Annotated in this window: 11 protein-coding genes and 1 pseudogene; 6 read left to right on the top strand and 6 right to left on the bottom strand. The window is 73.4% G+C overall.

Annotated elements, in window-relative coordinates; all coding sequences use genetic code 11:
- The first annotated feature begins 56 nt into the window (after positions 1-56).
- Positions 57-1,067, top strand: a complete 1,011-nt coding sequence (locus ACIP5K_RS27175; protein ID WP_401413594.1) for a LacI family DNA-binding transcriptional regulator — start codon at positions 57-59, stop codon at positions 1,065-1,067.
- Positions 1,068-1,083: 16 nt separating this feature from the next.
- Here ACIP5K_RS27175 and ACIP5K_RS27180 read toward each other — a convergent pair whose 3' ends face one another.
- The 4 genes and pseudogenes from ACIP5K_RS27180 to ACIP5K_RS27195 all read right to left on the bottom strand — a co-directional run.
- Positions 1,084-2,097: a LacI family DNA-binding transcriptional regulator gene (locus ACIP5K_RS27180; protein WP_401413595.1), complete on the bottom strand. Its 1,014-nt coding sequence runs from the start codon at positions 2,095-2,097 to the stop codon at positions 1,084-1,086.
- 207 nt (positions 2,098-2,304) lie between these two features.
- Entirely contained in the window at positions 2,305-3,924 is a 1,620-nt protein-coding gene (locus ACIP5K_RS27185) for an alpha-amylase family glycosyl hydrolase (protein ID WP_401413597.1), read from the bottom strand.
- Positions 3,925-4,029: 105 nt separating this feature from the next.
- Positions 4,030-4,206 (bottom strand): hypothetical protein, encoded by a 177-nt coding sequence (locus ACIP5K_RS27190; RefSeq protein WP_401413599.1) that lies wholly within the window; start codon positions 4,204-4,206, stop codon positions 4,030-4,032.
- A gap of 289 nt (positions 4,207-4,495) precedes the next feature.
- A pseudogene (locus ACIP5K_RS27195) lies at positions 4,496-4,837 on the bottom strand (universal stress protein); the annotation flags it as partial.
- A gap of 378 nt (positions 4,838-5,215) precedes the next feature.
- Here ACIP5K_RS27195 and ACIP5K_RS27200 point away from each other — a divergent pair.
- A complete protein-coding gene (locus tag ACIP5K_RS27200) occupies positions 5,216-5,935 on the top strand; it encodes a PP2C family protein-serine/threonine phosphatase (RefSeq protein ID WP_401413601.1) in 720 nt (239 codons plus the stop codon).
- 90 nt (positions 5,936-6,025) lie between these two features.
- Positions 6,026-6,283 (top strand): DUF5133 domain-containing protein, encoded by a 258-nt coding sequence (locus ACIP5K_RS27205; protein ID WP_401413603.1) that lies wholly within the window; start codon positions 6,026-6,028, stop codon positions 6,281-6,283.
- Here the strand turns inward: ACIP5K_RS27205 and ACIP5K_RS27210 are convergent.
- A complete protein-coding gene (locus ACIP5K_RS27210) occupies positions 6,272-8,050 on the bottom strand; it encodes a coagulation factor 5/8 type domain-containing protein (RefSeq protein ID WP_401413605.1) in 1,779 nt (592 codons plus the stop codon). The genes ACIP5K_RS27205 and ACIP5K_RS27210 overlap by 12 nt on opposite strands.
- A 329-nt stretch (positions 8,051-8,379) precedes the next feature.
- On the opposite strand from ACIP5K_RS27210, the gene ACIP5K_RS27215 reads away from it, so the two are divergent.
- Positions 8,380-10,251, top strand: a complete 1,872-nt coding sequence (locus ACIP5K_RS27215; RefSeq protein ID WP_401413607.1) for a discoidin domain-containing protein — start codon at positions 8,380-8,382, stop codon at positions 10,249-10,251.
- A gap of 16 nt (positions 10,252-10,267) precedes the next feature.
- On the opposite strand, the gene ACIP5K_RS27220 is transcribed toward ACIP5K_RS27215, so the two are convergent.
- The gene (locus ACIP5K_RS27220; RefSeq protein ID WP_401413609.1) at positions 10,268-10,801 is read right to left on the bottom strand and encodes a DUF4232 domain-containing protein; all 534 of its coding nucleotides are present in this window, start codon (positions 10,799-10,801) and stop codon (positions 10,268-10,270) included.
- Positions 10,802-10,935: 134 nt separating this feature from the next.
- On the opposite strand from ACIP5K_RS27220, the gene ACIP5K_RS27225 reads away from it, so the two are divergent.
- Together ACIP5K_RS27225 and ACIP5K_RS27230 are read left to right on the top strand one after the other, a co-directional pair.
- The gene (locus tag ACIP5K_RS27225; protein WP_401413610.1) at positions 10,936-11,604 is read left to right on the top strand and encodes a TetR/AcrR family transcriptional regulator; all 669 of its coding nucleotides are present in this window, start codon (positions 10,936-10,938) and stop codon (positions 11,602-11,604) included.
- 162 nt (positions 11,605-11,766) lie between these two features.
- Positions 11,767-13,377 (top strand): MDR family MFS transporter, encoded by a 1,611-nt coding sequence (locus ACIP5K_RS27230; protein ID WP_401413612.1) that lies wholly within the window; start codon positions 11,767-11,769, stop codon positions 13,375-13,377.
- Positions 13,378-13,396 lie beyond the last annotated feature (19 nt).

Here is a 13,396-nt window from a genome sequence, read left to right on the forward strand (position 1 = left end):
ACTCAACTGCCAGGAGGTGCAAGTTCTTTGCAAGCCAATGAGATAATCTTGCAGACATGACACGACGACTTGCTCAAGTTGCCAGGAAAGCGGGAGTCAGCGAGGCAACGGTCAGCCGTGTCCTCAACGAAAGGCCCGGTGTGTCGGAGGCGACGCGACAGTCGGTGCTCACCGCGCTCGACGTGCTCGGCTACGAGCGCCCCACCCAACTGCGGGGCGAGCGGGCCCGGCTGGTCGGGCTCGTGCTTCCGGAGTTGCAGAACCCGATCTTCCCCGCCTTCGCGGAGGTGATCGGGGGCGCGCTCGCCCAGCAGGGCCTCACCCCGGTCCTGTGCACCCAGACCAAGAACGGCGTCTCCGAGGCCGACTACATGGAGCTGCTGCTCCAACAGCAGGTCTCGGGCGTGGTGTTCGCGGGCGGGCACTTCGCGCAGGCCGACGCCGACCACGGGCACTACCGGCGGCTGGCCGAGCGCAAGATCCCGGTCGTCTTCATCAACGCGTCGATCACGGGCCTCGACTTCCCCTGTGTGTCCTGCGACGACGCGGTCGCGGTCGAGCAGGCGTGGCGCCACCTCGCCTCGCTCGGCCACGACCGCATCGGGCTGCTGCTCGGGCCGCTCGACCACATGCCGTCCCGCCGCAAGCTGCGGGCCGCGCGCGGGGTCGCCCGGGCGATGGGCATGACGTTGGACGACGCCCTGGTGGAGCGGTCGCTGTTCTCGCTCGAAGGAGGACAGGCCGCCGCCGCCCGCCTCCTCGACCGCGGCGTCACCGGCATCGTGTGCGCGAGCGACCCCCTCGCGCTCGGCGCCATCAGGGCGGCCCGCCGGCGCGGCCTGTCCGTGCCCGAGGACCTGTCGGTCGTCGGGTACGACGACTCGGCGTTCATGACCTGCACCGAGCCGCCCCTGTCGACGGTCCGCCAGCCCATCGAGGCGATGGGCCGCGCGGCGGTGGAACTGCTGATGGCGCAGCTCCAGGGCTCCCGCACCCACCTGGGCGAACTGCTCTTCGAACCAGAACTCGTGGTGCGCGGCTCCACGGGCCAGCTGACCACGCCCTAGGGCGGGCGGCGGGCAGTCAGTCGGCGGCGCGCGGCGGCGCCGTCGATCCGCGCACCACCAGCTCGGGCTCGAAGAGCAGCTCGCCGGGCGGCACCACGCCGCCCTGGATCTGGGCGACGAGCAGTTCGACGGCGGCCCGGCCCATCGCCTCGATGGGCTGCCGTACGGTCGTCAGCGGTGGCTCGGTGCAGTTCATGAACGCCGAGTCGTCGTAGCCCACCACGGAGATGTCCCGCGGCACCGAGCGCCCCGCCCGGCGTGCGGCGCGCACCGCGCCCAGGGCGAGCGGGTCGCTGGCGCAGATGACGCCGGTGATGCCCCGCCCGATCAGCCGGGCCGCGGCGGCGTGCCCGCCCTCCAGCGAGAACATCGCCCGCTCCACCGCGTCGTCGGGCAGCGTGCCGCCCGTCGCCCGCGCGGCGGCGCGGGCGGCCGCGAGCTTGCGCTGCGAGGGCATGTGGTCGTCGGGGCCGAGCACCAGCCCGATGCGTTCGTGGCCGAGCGAGGCGAGGTGGCGCCACGCCTGCTCGACCGCGACCGCGTCGTCACAGGCCACGCACGGGAAGCCGAGCCGCTCGATGGAGGCGTTGACCAGCACCACCGGCACGTTGCGCTCGGCCAGCCGCTGATAGTGGCCGTGCTCCGCGTCGGCCTGCGCGAACAGACCGCCCGCGAACACCACCCCGGACACCTGCTGCTGGAGCAGCAGCTCCACGTAGTCCGCCTCGGACACCCCGCCCTTGGTCTGGGTGCACAGGACCGGGGTGAGCCCCTGCTGGGCCAGCGCACCCCCGATCACCTCCGCGAACGCGGGGAAGATCGGGTTCTGCAACTCCGGAAGCACGAGCCCGACCAGCCGCGCCCGCTCACCCCGCAGCTGGGTGGGGCGCTCGTAGCCGAGCACGTCGAGCGCGGTGAGCACCGACTGCCGCGTCGCCTCCGACACACCGGGCTTGTTGTTGAGCACCCGGCTGACCGTGGCCTCGCTGACCCCGACCTTCTTCGCCACCTGAGCAAGTCTGCGCGTCATGGAACGCAAGATTAGCGCAACGCTTGCGGTCCGTTTGCGTGATCGGGCCATCCGTCCGGCGGCTCGTCCCGGCCGAGGCCCGCGCCCGCCCGCCGCGGGGGCCGGCCGCGGACGTGAACGGCACGACCGTACGCGACGACCCGGCGGCCCGGAACCGGCGGGCACCGCCCGGCCCGCCGACCCGTCCGCCCCCGCCCCGGGTGTCCGTCAGCCCGGCAGCACGAAGATCCCGTGACCGAATCCGTCCGCCTCGACGACCGCGCCGTCCGCGCTGATCCGCACCCCGTCCACCTCGACGGGCCGCGCCCCGGCGATCCGGGACGCGCTCGCGCCGGCCGGCCAACCGCTCGCGCTCCGGCCCGGGTTGACCACCACGAGGAACCGCCCTCCCCGCACGTACACGAAGGGATGCCCCTCGTGCACGACCTCCACCGGTGACCGGTGGCCGAGCGCGGCGGTGGAGCGGCGCAGGGCGACGAGGCGGCGCACGAGATGCAGCAGCGAGGTGGTGTCGGCGCGCTGGGCGGCCACCGAGGGGCGGTCGGGGGACGGGTCGAGGGGCAGGTAGAAGCGGTCCTCGGCGGCGCTGGAGAAGCCGGCGCCGGGCCCGTCGTCCCACTGCATCGGGGTGCGGGAACCGGCCCTGTTGTAGCGCGGGCCGAGGACGCTGCCCTCCGTGTCGGGGAGGCCGGGCACGTACCGCATGCCGATCTCGTCGCCGTAGTAGATCGCCGGCAGGGTCGGCCAGGTGAGCTGGAAGACGAACGCCGCCGGGAGCTGTTCGGCCGTGCGCGGGCCGCAGTTGAGGCGCGAGAAGTCGTGGTTGGCGGTGGGCAGGGCGATGAAGCCGGTGTCCCCGAGCGCGGCCGCCGCCTGCCGCCACGCCCGGACGAACGGGCGGGGGGAGCCGTGCCCGGAGGCGTCGAAGAAGCAGTCCAGCGGATCCCAGGCGTCGTCGGTGGTCCCCGCGCCGTTGCTCCACAGCGAGCGCATCGCGAGCCCGTTCGCCGGGCCGCCGAACTGGAGGAAGAAGTCGGTGTGGAAACCCGCGGGGACCGACACCTCGGGATCGCCCCACTCCGCGAGCAGCACCGCCTGCGGGTGGGCGCCGTCGATCCAGTGCCGCAGCTCCGTCCAGAGCGCCGCGGTCGCCCGCCGCCCCGGATCGTCCTTCACCAGCGACGCCGCCATGTCGACGCGAAACCCGGACACGCCGAGCCGCAGCCAGTGATCCATGATCTCGCGCAGCGCCGCCCGGTTGGCGCGCGGGCCCGCCGCGTCGACCGGCTGCCGCCACGGCTCGTCCGGACGCGTGCGCGCGTAACCGAAGTTGAGGGCGGGCTGGGAGTCGAAGAAGTTCGGCAGATAGCCGCCGGGGCGGCTGCCGGGGGAGGCGACGAAACCCTCGGGGACGCCCTCGCCGGTCCAGATGTAGCGGTGGTCGCCGGGGTCGTCGACGGCGGCGCGGAACCACGGGTGCGCGTCGGAGGTGTGCCCGGCCACCAGGTCGAGCAGGATCCGGATGCCGCGGCGCCCCGCGAGATCCACCAGCTCGGCCAGATCGTTCGTCGTGCCGTAGCGCGGCGCGATGCGGAGGTAGTCGCTGACGTCGTAGCCCGCGTCCCGGAACGGCGAGGCGAAGCACGGATTGATCCACACCGTGTTCACGCCCAGCCACGCCAGGTGGTCGAGCCGCTCGGCGATCCCGCCGAGATCCCCGATCCCGTCGCCGTCCGAATCGGCGAACGACTGCGGGTAGATCTGGTAGAAGACGGCCTCCGCGAGCCAGGCCGGGGCCGGATGGAACGGAGCTGCGTCGTCGGGCATGGAACCGCCAACTCCCTCGCGATGTGGCCACGGTGCGACGTGCGGACGAGAAGCGTACGAGGAGGACGGCGGAGCCGGGTAGAGGGCCCGGCAGCGGGCCCGCGCTCAGGAGTGCGGCACGAGCGCCACGGGACTCGCCGCGTGCCGCACGACGGACCGGGCGGTCGCGCCGAGCCGGAGCGCACCGGCGCGCCGCCCGACCACCGTCAGGCCCGCCCCCGCGGACGCCGCCGACAGATGGCGCCCCGGCCGCCCGCGGACCAGCCGCTCCACCACCTCCACCTCGGGATACTTGGCGCGCCACGCCCGGAGGGCGCCCGCGAGCGCCCGGGCCGCCGTCCGGGGAATCCGGCGTCCGGGCGTGCACCGCGTGCAGCGGGGCCCCGCGCAGCGCCGCGGTCTCGAACGCGTAGCTGAGCAGGTCGTCGGTGGCGGACACCGCGTCGAGGCCGACGACCACCGGCGGGAGACGTCCCCCGGGCGTCCGCCCGTCCGCGGCGGGTGCCCCGGCCCTGACCAGCACGACGGGGCACGCCGCCCCGGCCGCGACGGCGAGCGCGACCGGGCCGACCAGGGATCCGGTGTGGCCGGTGGAGGCCGGCGTCCCGAGCACCAGCGCCTCGGAGTCCGTCGCCGCCTCCAGCAGCGCGCGCCGCGCCGGCCGCGGCCCGCGCCGCGCCAGGATGCGCAACGCCGGGTGCGCGTAGGAGAGGTGGAGGGCGGTCCGGTCGAGGAGCGTGCCGCGGGGCAGATCGACGTCGAGCGGTGGCGGCGCGGCCCTCCGGCCCTCACCCGCGTGCACCAGACGCAGGGGCAGACCGCGCCGCAGCGCCTCGCGGGCCGCCCAGTCGGCGGCGTCCAGGCCCTCCCGCGAGCCGTCGGTCCCGACACTCAGGACACGGATGCCGGTCATGACGGAACCTCCGGGGCGGTGGCGCGGACGGTGTCCGCCCGCGGGTTCCACGCGAGCGCCGGGTCAGTCGCGGACCCGCCCCGGCACGTTCCCACCGGGGCCCTCCCGCCGGGAGGGGCGAACCGGCCCTGTCACGAGGGTCGTTCGGCCCCCGGCCGCGGGAGCGGCGCCGCCCGGTCCGGACACGCCCGCGCCGCTCCGCCGCCGCCCCGCGAGGCGGCGGGAGCGCGGCGCCGCCCGGATGCGCCCCGGACGCCCCGCCCGCAAGGCTTTGCGGGAAACCGTCACAGAGCGCGTCGGGGTGACTACACTTCCGTGGGTTCCCCCCGCCGTGCGTCTCCCCACCTGGCATCCGGCCGCACTTTCGGAAGGCCCCCCATGACCGTCCGCCCGCCGTCGCGCACCTCCGTCCCGGACACGGTCGGCTCGCTGAGCGTCAGCGCCCGGCTGCTGACCGCGGGATCCGGGCGCGGCGGGGCGGCCGGGGACCTGCACGGGGTCCTCGACACGCCGTTCGGCACCCGGCTGCTGATGGGCGACGTGATGGGCAAGGGGGCGGAGGGCGCGCGGACCGCCGGTGCGGTGCTGGACGTCTGGCGTCAACTGGCCGTGCGCGAGGCCTCGTTGGAGGCGCTGGCGGTGCGGCTGCACACGGTGGTCGCCCACTCCGCCGAACCGGACCGCTTCGTCACCGCCGCGCTGCTCACCGTCGGCCCGGACGGCGCGGCCGACCTCGTCTGCTGCGGACACCCGCCGCCCCTGCTGATCCGCGACGGCGGCGCCGTACCCGCCGCGGTGCCCGCCCCGGCGCCGCCGCTCGGCCTGCTCGACCTCGCCCACGGATGGTGCGCGGCCCAGCCGGTGCCCGCGCGCGCCTGGGACCGGATGCTGCTGCACACGGACGGCGCCAGCGAGGCGCGCGACGCCGACGGCGACTTCTATCCGCTCGCCGAGCGCGCCGCCGAACTGGCCGACCGCCCGCTGGCCGTCTTCACCGCGGCGCTCGCCGCCGACCTGCTGCACCACGCGGGCGGCAGCCTCCAGGACGACGCCTCGCTGCTCGCGGTGGAGGCGGCACCCGCCCTGCTCCGGGCGTGATCGTCCGCGTACCGCCGCCGCCGTTTGGGCGACGGCGGCGCGGGCAATCGCGCAGTGTCCGGATCACCGTGAACCGAGGAGTACCCGCCGATGCTGCTGGCCCACCCCGTTCTGCTGGCCGATCTCGTCCGTGAGTACGACTCGCTGAGCGCACTGGACGCGGACGGCGGCGGCCCCGAGGCACGCCGCCGCCTGGCCGACGTCTCCTACAGCCTGTGCGTCGCCACCGGGACGCGCGACGTGGATGCGGCGGTCGTCGCGGCCCGGTACCGGCTGCCCGGCGCCCGGGTCCACGACGACTCGCTCATCGGCGCGCCCCGCCCCCGTACCTCCGCCTCAGGGGTATGACACCACGGTGGACGGCACCGTGCCGGTGCCCGAGGTCGCCGCACCGGTGTTGTTGATGACGTGCTCGAACTGGCCCTTGCCGCCGAGCGACACGACGAGCAGGTCGTGGAACTTCACGCCCGGCTTGTTCGGCGCGGCGAACCCGTGGTCCTGCCGGATGGTCGGGTCCGTGTTGTAGAAGCAGTACGAGCCGAGGCCCCAGCCCTCGTGGGTCGTCACCGAGTCCGCGACCTTGTAGGCGGCGAACCCCTTCACCGAACCGTCCTGCACGGCGGCCTGGTTGGGGGCGTCGTACGCCTTCTCGTTCTGGAAGAAGATGGTCCGGCCGCGCTCGCCGAACCACTGCACGTCGTACTTGTTGAAGTGCTCCACGAACAGGCCCGTCATCAGCACGTCGTCGCCCCGCACCACCACGCCGTAGTCGGCCCGGTTGGTGGTCCAGCCGACGCCGTCGCCGTGGTCGGCGCGCCACACCCACGTGTGGTCGACGATCGTGTGCCGCGCGTTGACCACCAGGCTGGTCGTCGCCTTGCCGGGGCCCGCGCCGCCGATCCGCACGAACACGTCCTGCACGGTGATCGGGTCGGCCGAGTGGTCGGCGGACGCGCCCGACGGGCCGATCTCCAGCAGCGTCGCGGAGTTGACCGTCCCGGCGTCCACCAGGAACCCGGCGAGCCGCACCCCGTTGACGTCGGCCACCTTCACGGCCGTGGCGCCGCCGTCCGGGATGAGCGTCGCGTAGCCGAGCCCGAGCACGACCGTGCCCGCCCGCTTCACCTGGATCGGCGCGCTGAGGTGGTAGATGCCCGGCGTGAGCAGGAGGTGCAGGCCCTGGTCGAGAGCGGCGTTCAGGGTCGCCGCGCTGTCCCCGGGGCGCGCCACGTAGAACTGGGTCAGCGCCAACGACGTCCCGCGCGGCGTGCCGTTGCCCCAGGTCGTGCCCCGCGCGTTCGTCCGCTTCTCCGGCAGGAACACCCGGTACGTGGAGCCGTCCAGGTACAGGAACGGCTTCTCGCGGGAGACCGGCGTCGTGTTGAGCGTCGTGTACGGGGGATTGGGGAAGCCCTGCGCGGGCGCCCCCTCGACACCGGAGAAGACCATGTTCCAGACCGCGTTGGTCCAGCCGCCCACCGAGGAGTCACGGGTGTACCACTGCTGCTGCGAGTACGGGCCGACCGTCCCGTCGATGCGGCTGTCGGCGATGTAGCCGCCGCTCGCCCAGCCGTAGCCGTCGGGCGCGAGGTTCAGTCCGCCGCGCACGTGCATCCGGCGGAACGGGGCCGCCTGCGCCACCGCCCACCGGTTCGTTCCGCTGACCGGCACGAGGGCCAGGTTCTCGGCGCTGCGCCAGAAGTTCTGCGTGGCGTTGCCGCCGAACCAGCCGGCGTCGACCGTCACGTCCCCGTTGATCGTGGTGTCGTCGGGGGACAGGCCGAGGCCCGCGATCGAGGTGTAGAAGCCGAGCTGGGCGTTGAGGCCGTGGTAGGAGCCCGGCTTGAACAGCAGCGCGTAGCGGCCCGTGCCGAACTGGGCCGACTCCTGCTTCTTGAAGATCTCGTCCAGCTTGGCCTGGATGCCCGGGGTGGCCGGGTCGAACACGATGACGTTGGGGCCGAGGTCGCCGCCGGCCGGGAGCTGTTTCACCTGCGCGGCGGGCCGGGCCTCGGCGGCTGCCGCGGAAGCCGTTCCGAGCGCGGGCAGCGCCGCGGTCGCGGCGGCCGCGCCGAGGACCGTGCGGCGGGACAGGGGTGCGGGGGAGTGGGGCACAGCGGCTCTCCTGGTTCATGAAGTGAACGAGTGGGGGTGTGGGAGCGCTCTCCTGGCGACGCATGCTTCAGGTGTGTGAAGTCGACGTCAAGACATGCGACCGAACTTGACGGGAATCCCGCAGCGCACTCGCAACAAATCCCCCACACACGGCAGTTGAGCCTTCCATGACTTCAGGAAGTGTCAGAGCGGGCTCACTCCCTCCTCGCTCTCCCCGCCCCCGTTGACACACGGGGGAGCGCCCCCATACGTTCCGCCCCGGAGCGCTCTCCTTCCGGCTCGTGCACGCTCCGTGACGCACCGCATCCGTGAACCCGTGAAGGAGAGTCATGCGCCGCCCCCTCCTGCTCTGCTGCGCCAGCGCGGCCCTCGCCGCCGTGCTGATCGCCCCGCAAGCCCTCGCCGCACCCCCGCGGGCCGCCGCCGCGGCCGCCGACTGGAACACCGATCTGGCGGCCGCCGCCTACGCGGCGAACCCCGCCGCCGTCACCGCGTCCGGCAGTGAGAACGGCGGCACCACGCCGGGCAACGCCGTCGACGCCGACCCCAACTCCCGCTGGTCGAGCGACTTCTCGGACACCGCCTGGCTCCGTGTCGACCTCGGCGCGAGCCTGCGGATCGACAGTGTGTCCCTCGACTGGGAGGCCGCCTACGGCAAGCGGTACGTCCTTGAGGTCTCCCAGAACGGCACCGACTGGAAGCCCTTCTACACCGAGGACGCCGGCACCGGCGGCAGCGTCACCGCGCGCACCTACCCGCAGGAGGTGCGGGGCCGCTACGTCCGCCTCCGGGGGCTGGAACGCGCCACCCCCTACGGCTACTCCCTGTATGCGTTCAAGGTGTACGGCGGAGCCCCGGCGCCCGCCGCCACCACCCGCTCCAACCTCGCCCTTCACCACCCCGCGTACAGCAACGTCTACCAGCACGCGGGGAACTCACCGGCGTTCGTCACCGACGGCGGCTGGCCCGCCGACCTCAAGGCCGACCAGAGCCGCTGGTCCAGCGACTGGAACGCGGACCGCTGGGTCTCGGTCGACCTCGGCGCGACCTCCACGATCAACAGCGTCGACCTCTACTGGGAGGCGGCGTACGCCGTCGACTACGAACTCCAGGTCTCCGACGACAACAGGACCTGGCGCACCGTCTACCGTCCGAGCGCCGCCGACATCGCCGCCCGCCGCGCCGACGTCAAGTCACCGGGCGACGCGACCGGCCGCCACGACACCCTCCAGCTGCCCTCGCCGGCCACCGGCCGCTATGTGCGCATGCTCGGAAAGGAGCGCCGGTCGTTCTACAATCCGGCGCCCGCCACCGCCCAGTTCGGCTACTCGCTCTACGAGTTCCAGGTCTGGGGCACCGGCGGCAGCGCCGACGCCGCCTATCCGGCCCTGCCCGGCGAGCAGTCCGGCACGTACCGCACCACGTTCTTCGACGACTTCACCGGGGCCGGCCTCGACCGCTCCAAGTGGCGCGTGGTGCGCACGGGCACGGAGATGGGCCCGGTCAACGGCGAGTCCCAGGCCTACGTCGACTCCACCGACACCATCCGCACCGAGGGCGGCAATCTGGTCCTCGCCGCCAAGTACTGCAAGGGCTGCACCAAGGCGGGCGGCGGCACCTACGACTTCACCTCGGGCCGCATCGACACCCACACCAAGCTCGACTTCACCTACGGCAGGGTGAGCGCCCGCATGAAGCTGCCGGTCGGCGACGGCTTCTGGCCCGCGTTCTGGCTGCTGGGCAGCAACGTCGACGACCCGTCCGTCTCCTGGCCCGCGTCCGGCGAGACCGACATCATGGAGAACATCGGCTACGGCGACTGGACCAGCTCGGCGCTGCACGGCCCCGGCTACTCCGCCGACGGCAACATCGGCGCGCTCCAGCACTACCCGGGCGGCTCCACCGCCGACCAGTGGCACACCTACGGGGTGGAGTGGACGCCGACCGAGATGCGCTTCACCGTCGACGGCACGGTCGTCCAGCGCACGACCCGCAACAAGCTGGAGTCCACCCGCGGACAGTGGGTCTTCGACCGCAACCAGTACCTGATCCTCAACCTCGCCCTCGGCGGCGCCTACCCGGCGGGCTGGAACAAGGTCACCCAGCCGTACTGGGGCCTGCCGCAGTCCAGCGTCGACGCCATCGCACGCGGCGGCGTCCAGGCGCAGGTCGACTGGGTGCGCGTCGAGCAGAAGGGGTGACGGCCCCGGCGGTCCCCTAGGCCTGGAACCAGCCGGCCGTCTGGTCCGCGATGACCTGCTCGGCCCGGGCCGGAGACGCCATCCACGGGGTCGTCACCGGCTCCCAGACCCGGATGCCGGTCGGGGCGCCGAGCGTCAGCGCCTGGAAGCCGCGACCGCTCTGGTCCGGGGCCGCGGCCACCCGCAGCGACGGCACGGTCGGCGGCTGCTCGTCCGCCTCCGTGGCGGCGAGCGAGCGGACGGCCGCGTACGCGGTGGCGTGCGCGGCCAGCTCGTACGACCCCGCCTTCGTCGCCGGCCGCGGCTGGGCCGCGCCGTCGAGATCGCCGTACGTCACCGTCGGCGCGACGTCGACGGTGCAGGGCCGGTCCGAGTCGTTGCGCACGCTGAGCCCGATGACGCCTTCACTGTCGTCCGACGGCTCCGCCCGCAGCGTCAGGTCGTTCTCCGCGCACGCGGCGGGCGCGGCGGCCGACACGGCGGCCGGTGCGGTGAGGGCGGTGAGGGTGAGGGCCGCCGCGGCGGCGGCTGCGATGTGGCGAGCGCGCATCGTGGATCCCCGCTAACTGGTACATAAGTGGAAATGGGTACATTGCACGTTATACCGAATGGGTGACGCAGGACACCCCCCGACGGCCCGGGGTGCAGTGAGCGCAACTTTGCACGGTGTGCAAGAATCCGGCGGTGACCACCTCCCACCCGCAGCAGGGCGCCCCGGCCGAGGGCCTGCGCGCGCGCAGGCGCCGCGAGACCCGCGCCGAGCTGCACGCGACGACGCTGCGCCTCGCCCGCGAGCACGGCTTCGCGCGCGTCACGGTGGAGATGATCAGCAAAGAGGCGGGGGTCTCCCCCCGCACCTTCTTCAACTACTTCCCGAGCAAGGAAGCCGCGCTCTTCGCGCTGCCCGGCGCGCTGCCGTCCGCCCTCGCCGACCGCTTCGCCGCGGGGAACGGGCGGGGCGCCGACGCCGTGCTGCGCGACCTCGGCGACGTCCTCGCCGACCACCTCCAGGAGGCCGCCCTCAGCCCCCGGGAGCTGGAGGACACCTTGCGCATCGCCGAGGGCGTCCCCTCGGTCCTGGCCACCTTCCTCGCCCAGTGCGAGGCCGTGGAGCGGGACCTCGCCGGCACCGTCGCCCGCCGCACCGGCACCCCCGCCGACGGCGAGGAGGCCGAACTGCTCGCCGGGATCGCCATGGCGACCGTGCGCAGCGGGCTCAAGCGGTGGTCGCAGGAGAGCGCCCGCGCCGACGGGAGCGAAGGCCCCGCCGCCTCCGTCCGCGGATCCTTCGCCACGCTGCGGGCCCTGCTCGCGGCCGGCGCCGCGCGCCCCGGACCGGACCCGGTGGAGTAACCGCCCCCTCCGAGTGACCGGCCTCCCCCGTCGCGGTCACCCCCGCACCCCTCCCCACCACCCGCGTCCGCGCGGGCCCCGCACGCGGCAACCGCTCGCCCCGCCGCCGCGCGCGCAGTCAGACCCGCACCACTGGCACCCACCTCATCGGAGAAGCACGCAATGACGCACGCCCCCGCGACCGAGGGCACGGACACCGGCCCCGACCCGGCGGCCGAGAACACGGTCAAGCCCGCCAACTTCGGGCTGATCTTCGCCGCGCTGATGCTCACCATGCTGCTCGGCGCGCTCGACCAGACCATCGTGTCGACGGCGCTGCCGACCATCGTCGGCGAACTCAACGGCATCGAGCACATGGCGTGGATCACCACCGCCTACATCCTCGCCGCCACCATCGGCATGCCGGTCTACGGCAAGCTCGGCGACCTCATGGGCCGCAAGAACATCTTCCTGGCCGGCATAGCCCTGTTCCTGGTGGGCTCCGTGGTCTGCGGACTCGCCCAGAACATGGGCACCCTCATCGCGGGCCGCGCCCTCCAGGGCCTCGGCGGCGGCGGCCTCATGATCACCTCGCAGGCGATCATCGCCGACCTCGTGCCACCGCGCGAGCGCGCCAAGTACATGGCGCCGATGGGCGCCGTCTTCGGCCTGTCGTCCGTCGTCGGCCCGCTGCTCGGCGGCTGGTTCACCGACGCGCACTCCTGGCGCTGGGCGTTCTGGGTCAACCTCCCGCTCGGCGTGCTCGCCCTCTTCGTCGCCGCCGTCGCGATCAAGCTGCCGCGCCGGGCCGTCGACGTCACGCTCGACTACCTCGGCACCGCCCTGATGGCCGCGGCCGTCACCTGCACGGTCCTCTTCGCCAGCTGGGGCGGCACGCAGTACGCGTGGAGCGACCCGCTGGTCGTCGGGCTCGGCCTCGGCGCCGTCGCGGCCTGGGTGCTCTTCTTCGTCGCCGAGCGGCGCGCGCAGGAGCCGGTCATCCCGCTGCACCTGTTCCGCTCGCCCATCTTCAACGTCGCGACCCTGCTCGGCATGATCGTGATCGGCCTCGGCATGTTCGCGATCGTCGGCTACATGCCCACGTATCTCCAGATGGTCTACGGCAAGTCGGCGACCGAGTCCGGGCTGCTGCTGATCCCGATGGTCGTCGGCATCATGGCGACCGCCCTGCCGTCCGGCGCGATCATGTCCAGGACCGGCCGCTACAAGATCTACCCGATCGTCGGCACCGCCCTCATCATGCTCGTCGCCTATCTGATGTCGACGCTCGACGTCGCCGACCCGGTCTGGGTCGTCTGCGTCTACGTCGGCCTCGCGGGCGCCGGTGTCGGTCTGATGATGCAGACCCTCGTCCTCGCCGTGCAGAACGACTTCCCGGGCGCGGAGGTCGGCACCGCCACCTCCGCGAACAACTTCTTCCGGGAGATCGGCGCGACGCTCGGCACTGCCGTCGTCGGCGCCGTGTTCGCCAGCCGCCTCACCGACAAGCTCGCCGCCAGCATCCCCGCCGAGGCGGCGGCCAAGGTCGGCGACAGCGACTCGCTGACCCCGGCGCTGGTCAGGTCGCTCCCCACGGAGCTGCGCGACACGGTCGTCGACGCCTACCAGGAATCGCTCGTCCCGATATTCCTGTACCTGCTCCCCGTCTTCGGGGTCGGCCTGGTGCTCGCCTTCCTCCTGAAGGAGAAGCCGCTGGCCGACACCGCGGACTGGCACGCGCAGAACGCAGGGCCCGAGGCCCCGGCCGACAAGGAGCCGCAGCCGGTCGGCTGACCCGGCCCGCGCCCCCGGT

It is taken from the genome of Streptomyces sp. NPDC088785, assembly GCF_044750685.1.
Taxonomy (GTDB): Bacteria; Actinomycetota; Actinomycetes; order Streptomycetales; family Streptomycetaceae; genus Streptomyces.